This is a genomic window from Cupriavidus metallidurans CH34 (assembly GCF_000196015.1).
GTDB classification, from domain to species: Bacteria; Pseudomonadota; Gammaproteobacteria; order Burkholderiales; family Burkholderiaceae; genus Cupriavidus; species Cupriavidus metallidurans.
Genome location: NC_007974.2, coordinates 2,137,325 through 2,154,471, shown reverse-complemented (window position 1 = coordinate 2,154,471; position 17,147 = coordinate 2,137,325). Strand labels below are relative to the sequence as shown.

General features: G+C 65.8%; 5 protein-coding genes. All 5 read right to left on the bottom strand.

What is annotated here, in order from left to right; genetic code table 11:
• Positions 1–14: 14 nt before the first annotated feature.
• Genes RMET_RS27675 through RMET_RS27655 form a run of 5 tightly spaced genes read right to left on the bottom strand, consistent with a single transcriptional unit; the run spans position 15 to position 17,048 of the window.
• Positions 15–2,114, bottom strand: a complete 2,100-nt coding sequence (locus RMET_RS27675) for a site-2 protease family protein (RefSeq protein WP_011519818.1) — start codon at positions 2,112–2,114, stop codon at positions 15–17.
• A gap of 1 nt (position 2,115) precedes the next feature.
• Positions 2,116–3,465 carry an efflux RND transporter periplasmic adaptor subunit gene (locus RMET_RS27670; protein ID WP_011519817.1) on the bottom strand — a complete coding sequence of 450 codons (1,350 nt, stop codon included), beginning with the start codon at positions 3,463–3,465 and terminating at the stop codon, positions 2,116–2,118.
• 5 nt (positions 3,466–3,470) lie between these two features.
• Complete coding sequence (locus RMET_RS27665; protein WP_011519816.1) at positions 3,471–4,292, bottom strand: efflux RND transporter periplasmic adaptor subunit; 822 nt, start codon at positions 4,290–4,292, stop codon at positions 3,471–3,473.
• Positions 4,289–5,809 carry a TolC family protein gene (locus RMET_RS27660; RefSeq protein ID WP_011519815.1) on the bottom strand — a complete coding sequence of 507 codons (1,521 nt, stop codon included), beginning with the start codon at positions 5,807–5,809 and terminating at the stop codon, positions 4,289–4,291. Before RMET_RS27660 ends, RMET_RS27665 begins: the two co-directional genes overlap by 4 nt.
• Entirely contained in the window at positions 5,796–17,048 is an 11,253-nt protein-coding gene (locus RMET_RS27655) for a VCBS domain-containing protein (protein WP_080710324.1), read from the bottom strand. The genes RMET_RS27660 and RMET_RS27655 overlap by 14 nt, the downstream gene beginning before the upstream one ends.
• Between the last annotated feature and the right edge of the window lie 99 nt (positions 17,049–17,147).

Sequence of the window (17,147 nt, the reverse complement as noted above, 5' to 3'; positions counted from 1 at the left end):
TTGGTCCCCGGCACCTAGAACCCACTCTCGCGAATCACGACGCTGTAGATGTTACGCATCCAGTCCGCCAGTCGGCTGCGAGGCTCGCCGGCCAGAAGAACGTTGCCGCGCAGCTCGACCAGTGATGGCGGCGGCGCGGCCAGGTCGATCTGGACGAGATAGAGTGCGGCGTCCGGAATCAGCGCGCCTTGCTTGTCGACGGCGGCGATGGGCCCGCCGTGGGGTGTGGTGAGTTGCGCCGCCGGAATCTGCGCGCTGCGCGACGGCGCGATGGCCCGTATCACGCCGCAGTGGCGAGCCGGACGCGCATCGGGGAAAAAGCAGGCGCGGGCCCCAATGCGCAGATACTGCACATCGCTTTCGTCGACGAAGGCATCCACCATCCAGTGCGCCGGGTCGATCAGCCGGCCCAGTACCTGTTTGGAGCCCACCCAGGTATCGGCGCGAATGTCATCCGGTACGTCCACCCATGCGCCATCGAACGGCGCCGCAAGCAGCAGTCGGCGTTCTTCCGCGTGGACGGCGCGCGCGCGCGCCAGACTCTGCTGCAGTTCTTCGAGCGTGGCGGCTTGTTGCTCGATACCACGGCGCAGTTCGAGCAGGCCCGTCAGCCGCGCATCGTTGCCATTGATGCTGGCCTGCGCCGCCATTGCCTCGCTCACAAGTTCCGGCTGACGCAATTGGATCAGGGCACTGCCGGCGCGCACGTGGCCCGGGGGCGTGGTGGATACCAGTTGCGCTGGCGCCGGTGCGTATGCGGTCCATTGGCGCGCGCTGTGCGCGAGCGCCGGCGCCCGCAAGCCGGTTGGCCAGGGAATCGCCAGCACGATCAGCAGCGCGGCCAGCGCGCCCCACAGCAACCGGCGGCGCGGGCGCGTGGTCTCCGCCCGCCGCCGGAACCACACGCGGAGCTCCCGCCAGCACGGCAGCGCGATAAAGAACACGATTTCGACCAGAAAGAGCGCAACGCCCAACGCCTTGAAGAAGAGGTGATAGACCACCAGTGCGATGCCGAGGAATACGGTCAGCCGGTAGCACCACGTGACCCAGGCAAAGGCGATCAGCCGGTTGCGAAGCGTCGCGGGCAGCGGCTCTGGCCACGGGTCTGGCCAGCCCAGCAGCAGACGCCGCAGCGCCGTGCGCGCCAGCGCGCCCGCCCGCTCGTGCAGGTTCGGCAGGTCGAGCAGATCGGACAGAATGAAGTAGCCATCGAAACGCATGAACGGGCTGGCATTGAGCGCCAGCGACAGCACCCAGCTGGTGGTGGCCAGGTAGAAGCACGCCTGGCGCAATGGGCCGGGCGCCAGCAGCGCCCAGCCCAGCGTGGCCAGACCGCCAATGATCAGTTCGGTGACGATGCCCGCGCTGGCAATGGCCAGCCGCTGCCGCGCGTTGGTCAGCCGCCAGGACTCGCTGGTGTCCGTATAGAGCATGGGCCACATCACGAGAAACGCCACGCCCATGTGTCCCACTCTGACACCGAAGTGGGTCGCGACCAGCGCATGACCGAGTTCATGCAGCGTCTTGGCAACGACCACGGCGCATGCGAAGCCCACCGCGCCTTCCAGCGAGATCGATTCGAACAGCGTATGCCGGAAGGTGTCCCATTGCCGCAAGGTCAGCACGACCCCCAGCAATGTGAGCCCCAGTACGATCCATGCCGTGGCCGGCTGGAACAGCCACTGCAGATGCCGGTACAGCGACTGGATGCGGTAGGTCGGCCGCAACAGCGGAATGCGGAAAAACAGGTAGTGGTGCAGCCACCAGCGCCAGCTCAGCCATTCACGTGGCTGGCGGGTGGTGGCCATCTCCTGGCTGCGTCCGGGCGATGGCCGCAGCAGCGCATTGCCCTGCAGGAATGCGGCAAAGCCGAGCACCTGCTCGCTTTGCGCCTCGAGCGGCGTGCTGGCGCGCACCTGCTCCGCGATGGCGCGCGGCGTCATGTGCCAGCGCTGCAGGCATTCGAACTCGAGCCAGCCGATCCGGAAATGGCGGTTGCGTACGGGGTCTTCGATGATCCACGCCGGGCTGCCGTCGGTATGCGGGGCGCCGGGGAACAGGCGCAAGTCCTCTCGCAGCAGCGGCAGCGGCAGTTGGTCGGGGCTGGCCTGCATGTCAGATGCCCGTCCACGCGCGCAAGGTCGCCAGCGGCCGGCGCAGGATCTCGTAAGCCAGTACCGACCAGCCGCCCTTGATGCGCGCGGTTCCCTTCAGGCCGATGCGGGCGTGTTGCGGATCGCCGTTCTCGATATCGGCACGCAGCCGGTAGCTCGGCACGCCGTCGGGCGTGAGCGCCGCCTGGTAACTGGTTTCGATCAGCTTGCCGGAGAGCGGTTGCAGCGGGCGCACCGTGAGGAACAGGCTGACCGGCGCGCCCACGTCGAGCGTGAGCGCATCGGCCACCGGCAGGTGGATCAGCATGGCCGGCCGATCCGGATTGGCCAGTTGCATGATGCGCTCGCCGGTCACCACCGGCTTGCCGAGCCAGTCGTTGATATCGGCGAACACCGCGACACCGTCGCGCGGCGCCACAACGGTCTGGCGCTGCAACTGCGAGCGGATCGATTCCAGCTCGGCCCGGCGTTCTTCGGCACGGCTCTGCAAGGTGGTCAGCTGCGCCTTGCTGTCGTCGCTGCGGAAAGCATTCTGACGCGCTGCCAGCAGTTCCGCGTCGGCCACCGCCACGGCCTGCGAGGCCACCTCCAGGCGATGGCTGAGCGTGGTGTCGTCGAGCGAAAAGAGCGGCTGACCGGCTTTGACGGTCTGGTTGGGCCGCACATGCACTTCCTTGACCACGCCTTCGATGGGCGCGCTCACCATCTGCAGGTCTAGCGACGTCACTTCGGCTGGTGCCAGCGCGCTTTGCCGCACCGGCATCAGCAGAATCAGCACCGCAGCCGCGATCGCAATACGGCGCGTTCGACTGCCCCACAGCCAGGAGACATCGCGCTCGCGGCGAGCCAGCATCTCCCAGTGATAGCCCCAGGCCTGCGTAAGCCGCGACATGGCGATGCCCGCGCCCGCGCCGGGCACTTCGTCGAGCAGGAACACCACCCAGCCCTGTACCTGTCCCGCGCGACTGCGCAGTGGCAGCGCCCATGCGCCATTCGGCCACCATTCCTCCCAGCCGCTACGTACGACATCGCTGGCGAGGGCGGCATCCTCCTGCGTGATCCACTGTGGCTCGCCGGACTCCAGCCGCTCGCGTAGCCACTTGCGCGCATGCCCGAGCCACACCACGTAAGGGGACTGCTCATCGATCGACACGAGCCCCGAGATATTGAGCAGGTGCCACGCTGGCGGTCTGACATCGAACACCAGCGCCTGGCGATAGCGCAGCAGCGGATGGGCGTCATTGGCAATGTGGAAGGTGAGCTGTTGCACGCTATCCGCCTGGCGCGCCAGGCTTTCCAGCTCGGCAAGCTGCAGCAACAGCACGACATCGCTTTGCGTCGGCATCTGCATGGGCGTTACTTCGTCTGCTGGAACTGGGCCACGCCGCTCATGCCAGGCAGCAGCTCCGCCGCTGGCGCCGTCAGGCGACCCTCGATCTCGATCGACTGCTCCACGGCATCCACCCTGGCGTTGATGGCCGACACCTTGGCCGTGTAGCTTTTGCCTGTCTCGGTGACGTTGACGTTGAACTGGCTGCCAATGCGCAGGTCGCGCAGCATCCGCGATGGCACGTTCAGGCGCAACTTGAGCGGTCCATCGCTGACCAGGTCGAGCAGCGGCGCGCCGGCGTTGACGCTTTCATGCGGACGCACATAGACGCGGGCCACCCTGCCCGAGAACGGCGCGGCTACCGTGCAGTAGGCCACCTGTGTGCGCGCCAGTGCTACAGCGGCGGAGGCCCGGTCGGCGGCTGACTTGGCGAGGTTGAGCTCCATGTCGCCCACTGCGTCGAGCTTGCGCAGCGCGGACTTGGCCGTGAGCGTTTCGCGCGCGCCGGCCAGTTCGGCATCGGCCATGCCCAGCCGCGCGCGCGGCTCGGCGCAGTCCATCTGCACCAGCGGCCGTCCTTTGGTAATGGTCTGACCGAGGGTGACGCCCAGGCTCTGGACCGTGCCATTCATCGTGGCGGCCATCGTTGTTTCGGGGTCCGCGCTGAGCAGCACCCGAATGGCGCCGGGGTCAACGGCCCGGCTGGGCGGCGACGGATCGTTGGCGCCGACTGCTACGCCTGGGAACAGGGCGGCCGAGACAACGGCGAGACCAGCAAGCCCGGAAAGACCGGAAAGACCGGAAAGACCGGAAAGACGGAACGAAAAGCGAGATGATGCGTTGCTCATGATTTGCTATCGACGGCGCTTGGGTAGAGCTTCTGTTGCCAGCCCTGCATGGTCTGTTCGATCTCCGATGCGAGGGTCGGGACGTCATGGCTGGCGATCGCGTCCGGCATGACGTCGAGGCCAACCGAGTTGTAGAGACGTCCCCAGGCGGCCTGCGCCTCCGAGTAGGCGGCGTAGCGCTGGTATTGCGCCAGCAACATGCGCGCATCGGCACGGATGAACTCGAGTCTCGAGTCGGCCGATACCTGGGCGCTGGCCTCGGCGAATCTGCGCAGGCGGTTGTCAACCTGCAGGCTTTCCTCGGCGAAATCGAGCTGCTCGAGTGCCAGGTGGTAGCGTTGCAGCGCCACGCGCACCTGCGTGAGCACGGCCATGGACAGCGACATGCGGCGCAGGTCGCCTACCTTGTTCTGGCTGTCCTGCGCCTCGTTGAGCACGGGGATCTTGAGCAGGTTGAAGATGTTGTACGACAGGCGCAGGCCGATCGCGGACCACGCGTTGTTGTAGAGGTAGGCGTTCGAGTCGTAGTGGCCGCCCAGGTCGACGGACAGGCTGGGCCACAGTTCGGCCTTGGCGATCTTGATGTCGTTGTCGGTGACGCGCTTGCGGTACCACTCTTCCATGATCTCCGGCCGGCTTTCGAGCGCCATCTGTTCCAACCCGGCGACGTCAAACCGATCGTTCGGCATGCGCTGCTCGGCCTCGTCGGCAAGCGTGAAAGGCTGGTCCGGCGGCAGCGACATCAGGGCGGCCAGTTCCGCGCGCGCCAGTTCCAGGTCCTGACGCCGCGCCGACAGCAGGCTGACGGCATCGAGCAGCGCGCGCTGATAGGCCAGCGCCTGCTGGCGCGGCAGCAGGCCCTTTTCGTCGGCTTCCTGCGCGGCCTTCAGACCCTGGCGAACCTTGTTCAGCAATGCGTCGACCTGGCCGATCAGACGTTGCGCGCCAAGCGCGCGCCAGTAGGCATTGCGGACATCCTGCAGCACGTTCTGCACGACCTTGCGACGGCGCTCCTCGGCCATCAGCACCTGATCGGCCTTTTGCTGGGTCCGTTCGTAGGCCACCAGGAAATCCAGCGTGCTCCACGTCAGGTCGAGATCGGCCAGACGGTGGTAACGCTGTTCGGAGGTGGAGGGCCGCAGGCTGATCTGACCGTCCTGGATCCCCACCGAGACACCTCCCGAGTCGTTCGACCGATGCGTGTAGCCAGCGGATGCCACGAGCTTCGGCAGCATGTCGTGCTTGGTCACGTCCACAAGCTGCCGCGACAACGTGCTCTCCATCAGCTTGAGGCGATAGTCGAGGTTGTACTTGAGCGCGCGCGCGGCGGCTTCGTAGAACGTGATCGGGCGGGTGACGGGTTCCTGGTCGCTGTACATGCCGCGCCGATCTTCTTCCACGCGCTGGCGTACTTCCTCCTTCGAGTAGGGCTGGGGCACGCTAGGCGCTGTGGAGCAGGCGGTGGTCAGCAGCGTGGCAGCAAGTGCGATGGCTAGGGGCTGGCTACTTTTTCGCATCTTCGTTGGTGCTGTTGTTGGCGTGGGACAGGGCGGCCACCGTGCTGGGCCGCGACGCCAGTTGGCGGATTTGATCGGTGAAGGAGGCTGCGGGGCGCGCAGGTTCCGTGAGTGGCGAGGCATGGCGGCCCGGGTGCGGTTTCGTGGCCTTGCCGCGCTTGTCATGCTTGCCGTCCGAAGGGGCCACCTTCTCGGGGCGGGCCTCGATGCCCTTGAGCGCGAAGACCGACGGATCGCGCAGCAGCCCATCGGCGGACAGCGACACGATGCCGTGCCGCCCGGCCGTGCGTTCCGCTTCGAACTGCACGATCGCTTCGAGTTGCCGCAACGCGGGCCGCAGGAACTCTCCCGACGTCATCCCGAGACCTGCCGCCAGCGAGGGCGACTGGATATGCGGCGGCGTCACCATGTCCAGGTTCTCGCCGCGCAGCAGGCTGTCGTTGCGCTGGTGAACTGGGAAGATGCTCCGCACCTCGGGCGTGACGTACACCACCGGATCGACGCCGAGGGTGGTGCCGAACCGGTCCCGGTGCCATTCGTCGTGCAGGAAGTACTCGTGGTCGCCGGGGCTTGGCGGCGGCACGTAAGGCGCGTCGATATTGAGCGAGATGACCAGTTGCGCAGAATCCGTCGCGCCCGCGCGGTCGGCGATCGTGTAGGTGAAGACATCCTTGAGGATGCTGCCGCGCCCGGCCGCGGCCTGCACGGCCGGATTGGTCAGGTCGATTTCGTAGGTATAGCTGCCGTCGGCATTGATCTGCAGGTAGCCGTAGCTTCCGGCAATGCGCGTGCCGGGCGGCGTTGATGCGCCGCCCGCGTCCTTCGCGCCGGGCCGGATGCCAACCACGGTGAGCTGGTCGCCGGTGTCGACGTCGGCGTCGTTCGGCAGCACGTTGCCGCTGGTGATCGGCTGCCCGTGGATATTGTCGACGTTGTTGCTGTCGTCACGCGCCACGGGTGCGTCGTTCTGGCCGTGAATCGTGATGGTCAGCGTTGCCGTGGCCGTGGCGCCCGCGCGGTCGGCCACTACGTAGACGAAGGTCTCCGTCAGCGTTTCGTCCGACGTGCGCAACGCCTGCACCGCGGCGTTGTCGTTATCGATCACGTACCGGTAGCTCCCATCGGCCTGTACCGTCAGCGTGCCGTAGCGGCCCGCCGTGGTACCCGCCACCGCGCCCGCGCCAAGCGGGCCATTGATGGCGGTGACGGCCTTGGTCTCGCCATACTGGTCGACATCGGTGTCGTTGTCGAGCACATTGCCCGTGGCATCCGCGCCTGGCGTGGCGTTGTGTTGGCCACCGGCTTCGATGGCGTTGCCGGCATCGTCATGCGCCACCGGGTTGTCGTTCTGGCCAAGGATCAGTACGCGCAGCGTGGCCTGATCCGTGGCGCCGTGGTCGTCGCTGACCGTGTAGGTGAAGGTGTCTACCAGCCCGTCGAGCAACATCCGCAGCGCCTGGATTTCGGGCAGGTTGTTATCGACGGTATAGGTAAAGCGACCGTCCGCACCCATCACCAGGGTGCCGTACTGCCCGCGCAGCGGGACGCCCACGATGCCGCTGGTCCCTTTGCCGTTCTCGGTCCCGGTACGCAGGGCGACGATGGTCAGGGGCCCACCTTCCGGGTCGACGTCGTTGAAGGTGGCGACGCCGCTCGGGTTGCGTCCCACCGTGCCATTGGCCACGCCGCCTGCCTCGCGCGCCAGCGTGATCACGTCGGAGGCGACCGGCCGGTCGTTGATGCCGTGGATCGTGATGGCCAACTCGGCGGTGTCGGTCAGGCCGCCGCCGTCCGCCAGGCGGTAGGTGAAGCGCTCCACCAGCGTTTGTCCCGGCGCCAGTGCCGCCACGATGGTATTGGTTTCGTCGGCGTGGTACTGGAACTGCCCGGTCGGATCGATGTCGAGCCAGCCGTAGAGACCGTTGATACGCACCTTGCCCGACATGTCCTGCAGCGTCGCGCCGGTGCTTTCGGCGCCGGATCGGATGCCGGTGACGGTCCGGCTATCGTTGGCGTCCACATCCTTGTCGTTGGTCACCACGTTGCCGGTGGCGTCCACTGGTGGGGTATCGGAGGTGGCAGGGGTGGCGTCCGCGGCATCGTCAACGGCAACGGGTGCGTCGTATCGCCCCCGGATGTTGATCGTCAGCGTGGCGGTACTGGTCAGCCCGGCCGTATCGCGTACGGTGTAGGTGAACGTCTCGGTCAGCGTGTCGCCCGGTTTTAGGGCCTGCACGGCGGTCAGCGCATCGTTGATGTTGTAGACGTAGTCGCCATTGGCCGACAGTGTGAGCGAGCCATACAGCCCGGTCAGGCTTGCACCCACGGTACCCCCGACACCTGCCGCAGTCTGGAAGGCGCTGACGGCCTTGGTGTCGCCCGCGTCCACATCGGCGTCGTTGATCAGCACGTTGCCCGTGGCTGGCTTGCCGGGCGTGCCGTTGAACGTGCCGCCTGCTTCGATTGCCTCACCCGTGTCCGGCTTGGCGACCGGCGCGTCGTCGCGCCCGTGGATGGTGACGTGCAGCTCGGCGGCGTTGCTCAGACCGCCGGCATCCGTGACCGTGAAGGTGAAGACGTCGGTCAGCGTATCGAAGTTGGTGCGCAGCCGTTCCACCACCGGGTTGTTGTTGTCCACCACGTACTGGTAGGTGCCGTCGGCATTCACCAACAAGACGCCATAACGCCCTTGCAGGTAGGTGCCGAGCGTGCCCACCGTGCCGCCGTTGTCGTTGACGGCGCCAGTGCGGAACGCGGTGACTGCGGCGGTGTCGCCCGTATCGGGATCGTACAGACCCAGCAGCAGGTTGCCGCCGGGGTCCACGCCCGGCGTACCGTTCAGCGTACCACCGGCCTCGATGGCATCGGCGCGCTGGCTGGCAGCAACAGGTGCATCGTTGGCGCCGTTGATGGTGATGGTGAGCTGCGCCAGATCGGTCGCGCCAGCGGCATCCCGCACCTTGTAGGTGAACACGTCCTGCCGCGACTCGCCGACGTTCAGCGCGTTGACGATCGGGTTGCTGTTGTCCACCAGGTAGACGTAGGTGCCGTCCGCGCGTATCAGCAGGGTGCCGTACTGGCCTGTCACCAGCATGAAGTTCGTGCCGCTATCGGCCACGGCGCCTGCGCTCTTGTCACCGGCGCGTGCGCCGGCCACGGTCTTGGTTTCGCCATACTGATCAACGTCGGTGTCGTTGGTCAGCACGTTATCGGAGGGATTGATGCCGGGTGTGTTGTTGTCGATACCACCCGCTTCGCGTGCGACCGCGGTATCGTCGACGCCGATCGGATTGTCGTTCTGTCCGGTAATGCGAATCCGGATTTTGGCCTGGGCGGTCAGGGTGCCGTCGCTGTCCGTGTATGTGAACGTGTCGATCAGCACGTCGGTGCTGCGCCGCAGTGCCTGGACAGCGGTCAGGCTGTCATTGACCGTGTAGGTGAAAACGCCATGGTCGTTGATGTTCAGCGTGCCGTAGGCGCCGGCGATGTCGATCGAACCACCGACGGGTATATCCAGCGTTGTGCTGCCGAATGCGATCTTGATCACCGAGATCGCGTCGCCATCCGGATCGATGTCGTTGACCGTGGCGTCGCCGGTTGCTTTGGTGCCCGGCGTGGTGTTATTGACGCCACCGGCTTCCTTCGCGGTGGCCGTGACGTCCAGTGCCACTGGCGCATCGTTGACACCGTGAATAATGATGTTCAGGTTGGCGGTCGACGTTCCGCCGTGCGGGTCCAGCAGTGTGTAGACGAAGCTGTCGGTCACCGTGTCGTTGGGGCCGAGGGCGATCAGCGCGGCATTGGTGTTGTCGATCAGGTACGTGTAGCTGCCGTCGGCGTGGATCACCAGCGTGCCGTAAGTGGCGGGCAGGGTCGTGCCACCGGCGCTCACCGGGGTGTCGCTGCCGCCAGCTGAGCGGATCTGGCTTACCACCAGGCTGGAGACGGGATCGTCGACATCGCTGTCCACCTGGCCAATGGATGAGGGGTCGTGCTCGTCGGTGATGACATTGCCAGCCGGGTTGATCGGTGTGCCGCCCGCCGGGTTGCTGGCCGTCGGTTGGCGCGCGGTGTAGCCCTGGGCCTCGTTGTCGACCGCCACGGGATTGTCGTTCGCGCCGTGGATCGTGATGGTCAGTGCGGCGGTGTCGTTCAGACCGCCCGCATCGGTCACTGCGTAAGTGAACACTTCTTGCAGCGTGTCGCCCACATTCAGCGCCTGCACCTGCGCATTGTTGTTGTCGATGCGATAGACGTAGCTGCCATCGGCGCCAATCACCAGGGTGCCGTACAGACCGGCGATGGGCAGCCCGCCGTTCGTGGACGTGGTGCCCGGGGGAACCACGGAAGCCGGGCCGCCCGCCGCCTCGGTGCCGGTGCGCACCCGGGTCACCGTGAGGCTGTCTCCGGTATCGATATCGCCATCGTTGAGCAGCACGTTGCCGCTGGCGTCGGAACCGGGCGTGCCATTGGCCGCACCACCCGCCTCGGTGGCGTCGCCGGTATCGTCGCCGGCCACCGGCGCATCATTGGCGCCACGGATGGTCACGGTCAGCGTGGTGGTGCTCTGGACACCGGCAAGGTCGCTGATGGTGTAGGTGAAGACCTCGGTCAGCGTGTCGGTCGACAGTCGCAGCGCCTGCACCGTGGCGTTGTTGTTGTCCACCACATACTGGAAAGCGCCGTTCGCGCCGATGCGCAGGGTGCCGAAGAGACCGGCAATCACGGTCGATGCCGTACTCGTTACCGCCGAACTGTTTGCGCCGAAGGCGATGCGCTCGACCTTCAGCACATCGCCATTCGTGGCAATGTCCACGTCGGTGTCGTTGGTGAGCACGTTGCCGGACGGGTTGACGCCTGGCGTGCCGTTGGCGGTGCCGCCAGCCTCGGTTGCAAATGCGGTATCCGGATTGGCCTGCGGTGGGTCATTCACCGGAATGACCGTGATGGTCAGGGTATTGATGGCGGTGAGGTTGTCCAGCACCGGATCGAACGGGATGCCGTCTCCATTGGCATCGCCGCGCTGGCCAAGGTCGTCGGTGCGGATGGTCAGCGTTTCGTTGCCGTTGTAGTTCAGCGAGGGCGTGTAGAGCAGCGTGGCGAGTGCCGCGCTGATATCGGTCTGGCTGCCCTCCAGCGTGAACGTGGCCGTGCCCAGCGCGCCGGCGACGACCGTCGTGGCCCCGGGGGTGAGCGTCAGTGTGCCGTGCAGCACGCTCAGGGTGACCCGGATAATGCCGTTGCCGGCGTCGGGGTCGCTGACCGCAAGGCCCACGATAGGCAGCGCGTTATCTTCGAGGGTCGATGGCGAAGCCGGCAGGATGTTGATCGGCGGGTCGTTGCGTTCCACGTAACCGACGTTGCCGGCCACCGCCGCGCCACTGTCACCGCCCGAGAACTGCACGCGCGCGAGCGGGCTGGAGGGATCGCTGTCGATGCGGGCATTCACGGTGCCGGTGGGCGTTGCCAGCACGATGGTCGGTGGCGCGTCGATCCGGAATACACCGCGCCCCAGGACGCCGAAACTGTAGAAGCCGTTGGCGTCGGTGGTCGTGGTCCAGGTCTGGTTGTCGGCCGTGGTGTCGAGGTTGTTGTCCGCACCGCCCCAGGTGAGCGTGACGGTTTGCCTCGCAATGGCTGGGCCGTCCGGCGCCGAGCTGCTCGTAGCGGAATCCGTATCGTTCCAGAGCGTGCCCGATACATAGCTCACGCCGGCCGCATCGCTGTCCTGGTAGTTGTTGGGCCCCACCAGGCTGCCGGTGCGCTCTCCGGTGGCACTGCCTGCCGGCCCGACGTTCGAGCCGCCGAACGTGGTGAAGGCGTTCGACAGGCTGGTATAGGTAACGGTAGCCGCCGTATCGGCCAGAAGTGTGTTGTTCGGCAGGCTCGCCGAGTAGATCAGCGAAACCTTGCCACCCTGGGGCATATAGTCGATGTTCAGCGTGACCTGGGTGCCGGTGTTGGTCAGTGTGAATCCCGGGGGCAGGGCGCCAGGACTGTATGTCACACCATTCACAACAACGCCTTGCACCGTGAGCGCCTGGCCGCCGGGCGGCAGGCTGTCGGTCAGTACCACGTCGTGCGCGGCGGTTGTGCCGGAGTTGCTGAAACTGACGCTGTAGGTGGCCTGGCCGAATGCGCTGCCAACGCCGGGATCGAAAGCCACGACGGACTTGTCCAGATCGACGATACGCGGCTCCACCACGCGCTCGACCACCTGTGCGGTGCTGGTGCGCAACTGGCCTTCGCTCAGGAAGTCGGCGTGCACCGGAAGCAGCGCGCCGGCGGCCACATTCGCGGTGTTGTCCACGCGCACGTTGAACTCGAAGTAGAAGCCCTCGAAGTCGGGGTCCTGGTTCAGGTTCACGAGCGAACCCAGTGGCAGGACGATCACACGCCCGTTCGAGGTGTCGATCAGCGACGTGTTGACGATGCCCTGGGCCCGTAGCTGGCCACCGAGATCCGCCTGCAACAAGGTCTGGCCCGAGCTGGTGACGCCGCCATTGAGATAGAGGGTGCCGCCGACGGCCAGGTTGCCCAGCGTGGTCGTCAGGCCGGGCGTGCCGCTGCTGTTCGGGTCGGAGATAAAGCTGATGGCGGCGGAACCGTCGTTGAGAAACGTCAGCCCTTCAGGCAGGTAGATCTGTACCGAGCCGTCCAGCACGACGCCTTCCGGTACCACGAATGCCACCCGGTAGTGAATGATCTCACCCACGGCCACGTCTTCCTGATCGACCACGGTGGGGCCGAGCGGGGTATCGGGGTCGCCACCAACGTGGCTGATGGAAGAGCCGGCTGCCACGCGCGTGGCATTGACGTTGTTGATCTGATAGTCGTTGAGGACGCCGCTGTTGAGCACGCCATCCGTGCCGGTGCGCTCGCCGGTGTTGGCGCCGTCCAGGCTGGTCCACGTGACATTGACCTGGTTGTCCACCGTGCCGGACAGGCCTGTGAGAATGCTCAGCGTGCCGGTGAACTGGATGGCGACGGCGCCGCCGCGCGGAATGTCGAGCTTGGTGCCTGGCGCGCTTTGCAGCACGCCATTGACGATCACGAAGTCGCCGGGCCCCGAGATCGTTGCGCCGCCCGACAGCGTGACGCCGGTGATCTGCACATTGATGAGTTCTTCGGGCAGGTTATCGACGAACCACACGTCGTAGGCGTTGAAGTCGCTGGACGATGTGCCGTTCCTCAACGTGATGGTGTAGGTCATCTGGTCGCCGCGGTCCACACCGGCGATCGTGCCAGTGGAAGTGACGTCCTGCCTGACGGTCAGCGTCGGCTCGACAATCGTTACCGTGGGCTGCGTGCCGGTGAGTGCGATTCCGCGATCCACGCCGGTGGCGCCATTGGGCACGTCGCCGTCCGGATCGGTGAACGTGATGGCGGCGTTGTTGGCGAGCTGCCGTCCGGCCTGGTTGCCGATTACGTTGCTGGCCACCAGCCGCACGCGGATGACGAAGCTGTTGTTGGCAGTGTTGTTGTCGCCAATGGCCGAGCTGGCGCTGAACGTCAGCTGCATGTCGGTGCCGTCCGCGCCGGCCGCCCCACCGACGGGGCTGATGCTGGCCACGTTGACCGATCCGGCAAAGTCGGCGGCAAGCGCGGCGCTTCCGGCCCGCGTGATGATGAGTTGATAGCCGCCGTTGCCAAAGCTGGTGTCGAGCGTCAGGCCGTCGGGCACGATATCGGTCAGGCGAAGGTTCTGCGTCGAGCCCTCCGGCAGCGTCACCACGATGTCGTACAGCATGCTTTCGCCGATCACCAGATTGGCGCCGGTGGTGTGGCTGGCGCTGGAATCGCTTTCCGCCGGTGTGCTGCCGCCACCAGCGAAAACCTTCGTGACCACCGGCAATGCAGCCAGTTCATCCGCGGTGTCGGTCAGATCGGTGGGCGTGAAATCGGTCCCGCCATTGATGCTCGCGTAGTTGGTCAACGCGGCTACCGTCTGCAGGTTTTGTCCGGCCAGCACCGACTGGGTTACCACGGTGTCATAGGTGATGATCACCATGTTCGTGCCGGCGACGTCATTGGCGCTGCCGGGGCGGCCGGACAGGAACGTGGCCTGGTTGCCGGCATCGAGGAAGGTGATGGTGTTGCCCGATACCGAGTAATCGACGCCAGCCTGCAGCAGCGTGCCGTCGCCGCGGCTGATGCGCAGGTTTGCTGCCGCAAGGCTGCCGTTCAGGAATGTCAGGTTGGGCGGCAGCGTCAGCGTGGTGACGACGTCGTAGGCGCCGCCACCGCCGGTGTTCTCTATCGCCGTGGCCAGACGGACTACGTCGCCGGCGTCAATGCCGGTGACGGTGCCTTCCACTGCGTTGATATCGGTCATGGGTTGTGTGAAGGCCGCGCCAGCGCTGCCAGCGGCTGCCCAAGTACCGGTGGTGCCCGTAACGGTGCCATGAGTACTCGACACGACGCCGTGCTTGATGCTGAGCACGGGTTCGGCCACCGAATGCACTTCCTCGACATCCGTACTGACCAGCACCTGCTGGGTGATCGTGGTGGTCTGGCTCGATTGCCCCACCACGCTGATCGAACGCTGGTCGGCAAACGGCTGGTCGCTCACGCGCATGGTGAAAACCAACTCGATGCGGTTCTGCCCGGCCGCGCTGCCACTCAGGATGAAGTTGCCGAAGTTGAAGACGACGGAATTGCCCGCGCCACCGCTGACGCTCAGCACGCTACCCGGGTGGGTGTCGCCGCTGCCATAGCTCCATTGATTGATGCCGGTGCCGTTGCTCCAGGCCACGGCGGCGTCGAACAGCGGCAGCGGCAGGAATGCCGAGAGCTTGAAGTTCTCGTAATCGCCAGTCACGAGGTCATAGCTGAGCCGGAACGTCACGGTATCGCCCGGATGCAGGTCGTAGCTGGCCGGCGGCGTGGTGCCGTTGATCTGCGTGACGGCAACGTCGACCTGGCTGGTGGGAACGGTGACCGTGGTCTGCGAGTCGTCGGTATCGGTGCCGCCGAGGTTGAACGGCCCGATCACCACCGTGCCGGTGATCAGGGCGTTGTTGCCAAGGCTGTCGCCCTCGTTGATCTCGCTCTGCGGATAGGTGGTCTGGTAGGCCTCGTCGATCACGGCGTTGTAAATTACCGTGGCGATGGTTCCCGACTGGAGCGTGCTGTCGCCAGAAAGGTCGCCGGCCAGGATTGCAATGGGCAGCCCCGCGTTTCGGATCGACGTGGCAAGGTCGAAGGTGATGGTCGTTCCACCGGGTCCCTTGGCGCCAATGGTGTAGACCAGGGGCACGGTATAGGTGACACCATTCTGGCGGAAGGTGATCACCGGCGTGCCGCTGAACGTCATGCCGTCGCCGAGGTGATCGGTGACGGTTAGCTGGCCGTTGTGCAGCAGGGTCTGACCGAACGCGAAGTAGTCGGATACTGCGATGTCGTAGCGGAACTGCAGCGTGTCGCCAGGCGACACGCCCGCCACGCCGGTGTCGTTAGCCAGCGCGGCCGACTTGTGCAACGTGATCGATTTGGCCGTGAAGGTGACCGGGTCGCCATCGTCGGTCACGACCACGAAGGGCGGCGGCGTCTGCGGCACGTCACGTGGATCGAGTGGCTGCCAGTCCGCCGATACATGGGGCGCTCCCACGGTGATCGTCTTGCTGGCGCCGCTGATCGGGTCCAGGATCGGTGTGCCGGTGCTGTCCGTATCGCCCACGTAGAAGCCCACAACCGTGTTTGTTGCCTGCGTCAGCGTCGGATACACGACTGTGTACGAGCGCAGGTACGCGCCGCCTGCCAGGGCGTTGGCAATCGCCGTCTGGCCGGTGACGACGGTGCCGTCCGCCAGCGTGATCGACAACACGAGTCCGCCCGCGCCGGGCGTGATGCTCTCCACGCGAATCGTGTCGGGCAGGTCCTGCGTGACTTGGACATTGTGCAGCGTCTGGCCGGGAGCCGGCGTGGTCGTGACCGTAAGCGAGTGGGGGAAGTTTTGCCCGGTCACGGTCTCGCCTTCGACCATGTCGACCGTCTGGGTGATCTCCAGTGGCGTCGATTCCAGGGTGTACGTGTCCCATGACGCTTCGATCAGCGTCGGGTCCTGCGTCGGATTGTCGAGCGCGTCGTTCCCGTACTGGAAGCCGCCACGCACACTGATCACGTGTGGCTGGTTGGCATCGGCCAGTTCGCTCAGCTTGACCGTGAGGTCGACCGTGGCGGAGGGCTGGCCGTTGCCGAAGCTGGCGTAAGGCAACTCCAGCACGACGAGCTGGTCGCCGGCGCGGTAACCGTAATCGGCGGCGCGAAGAATCAGCGGGTTGCCGCTGGCGTCCTTGGCGATCGGATGAACGGCGGTACCGTCCGCCCCGAATGTGATGATTTGCGCGTTGAGTGCGATGCCCTGGTAGGTGGCCGAAACGAATGTCGCGCCGTCGTCGCCGTCATAGCCCGTGGCCGGCAGCAATACGTCGATATAGGGCGCATAGCCCGGCTGGCTGGACGGGTTGGTAAAGGTCACCTCGAAAGTGGCGGTGCCCCCGAGCAAGATGGTCTCGCCACTGCTGCCGAGCGTTGTGGTGGGGCTGGCATTGGCCAGCAGCCCGTTGTAGTGGGCCAGTTCGTCGGCATTGATATCGAGGTGGCTCTCGATCGGGCCGGTGCTCTTTTCAAGCGTCCAGTCACCGCCGGCGGCAGCCGAACCTGTGTCATTGGTCGAGGCGGCCACGTCGGCGCCAGTTACGGCGGCAAGGCGCTGGATCAGCGCTTCGCCGCTGTCGCCCGCACCACTGCGGCAACCGTAAAGCAGAATGTCCGCGCCCGCGCTCAGGTGGCTCGCCCACTCGGCGGTGCGGTTGGTGTCAGCGGATGCGGCGGTGAGCTGGCTGGTGCCCAGCGTGATCTCGCCGGGATTGCCGTGGCCGAGAATCTGGATCGAACTGACTTGTCCGAGTTGTTCCAGCGCGGCCTGGATCGCCGCTACGCCGTCCTGGCCCGCAGCCACCACGACGACACGCGTTCCCGGCGTGGCGCTTTGCGCAAGTTCGTTGGCGCCATTGATGCGGGCATCGATCACCAGCAACTGCTGGGTTGCCGCATGACTATCGGGCGCCGGGGCGTGTGCGTCGGTCGGGGCAGTCCTGGCTGCGTCTGGCTGGGCCTGTTGTTGCAAGTGCTGCTGCTCGACAGCGGCACCAGCAGCGGCGTCGTATAGCAGGCGAGGCTCCAGTGCCAGGGTGCGGCTCGATGGCTGGAATTTGAGGGCGGCTTCCGGTTTCATCGCGAGGCGTGCTTTCTCATGCGTCGCAGGCAGAAGCGGTCATGCGTTGCGCAGCCTGCAAGCGGAACGGGAGTAATTCAATTCAACTCAATATAAGAG

What these genes read in the sequence shown, in the direction of transcription:
- RMET_RS27675 (WP_011519818.1), bottom strand. Translation starts at nt 2,114, where the DNA reads ATGCAGGCCAGCCCCGACCAACTGCCGCTGCCGCTGCTGCGAGAGGAC.
- RMET_RS27670 (WP_011519817.1), bottom strand. Translation starts at nt 3,465, where the DNA reads ATGCAGATGCCGACGCAAAGCGATGTCGTGCTGTTGCTGCAGCTTGCC.
- RMET_RS27665 (WP_011519816.1), bottom strand. Translation starts at nt 4,292, where the DNA reads ATGAGCAACGCATCATCTCGCTTTTCGTTCCGTCTTTCCGGTCTTTCC.
- RMET_RS27660 (WP_011519815.1), bottom strand. Translation starts at nt 5,809, where the DNA reads ATGCGAAAAAGTAGCCAGCCCCTAGCCATCGCACTTGCTGCCACGCTG.
- RMET_RS27655 (WP_080710324.1), bottom strand. Translation starts at nt 17,048, where the DNA reads ATGAAACCGGAAGCCGCCCTCAAATTCCAGCCATCGAGCCGCACCCTG.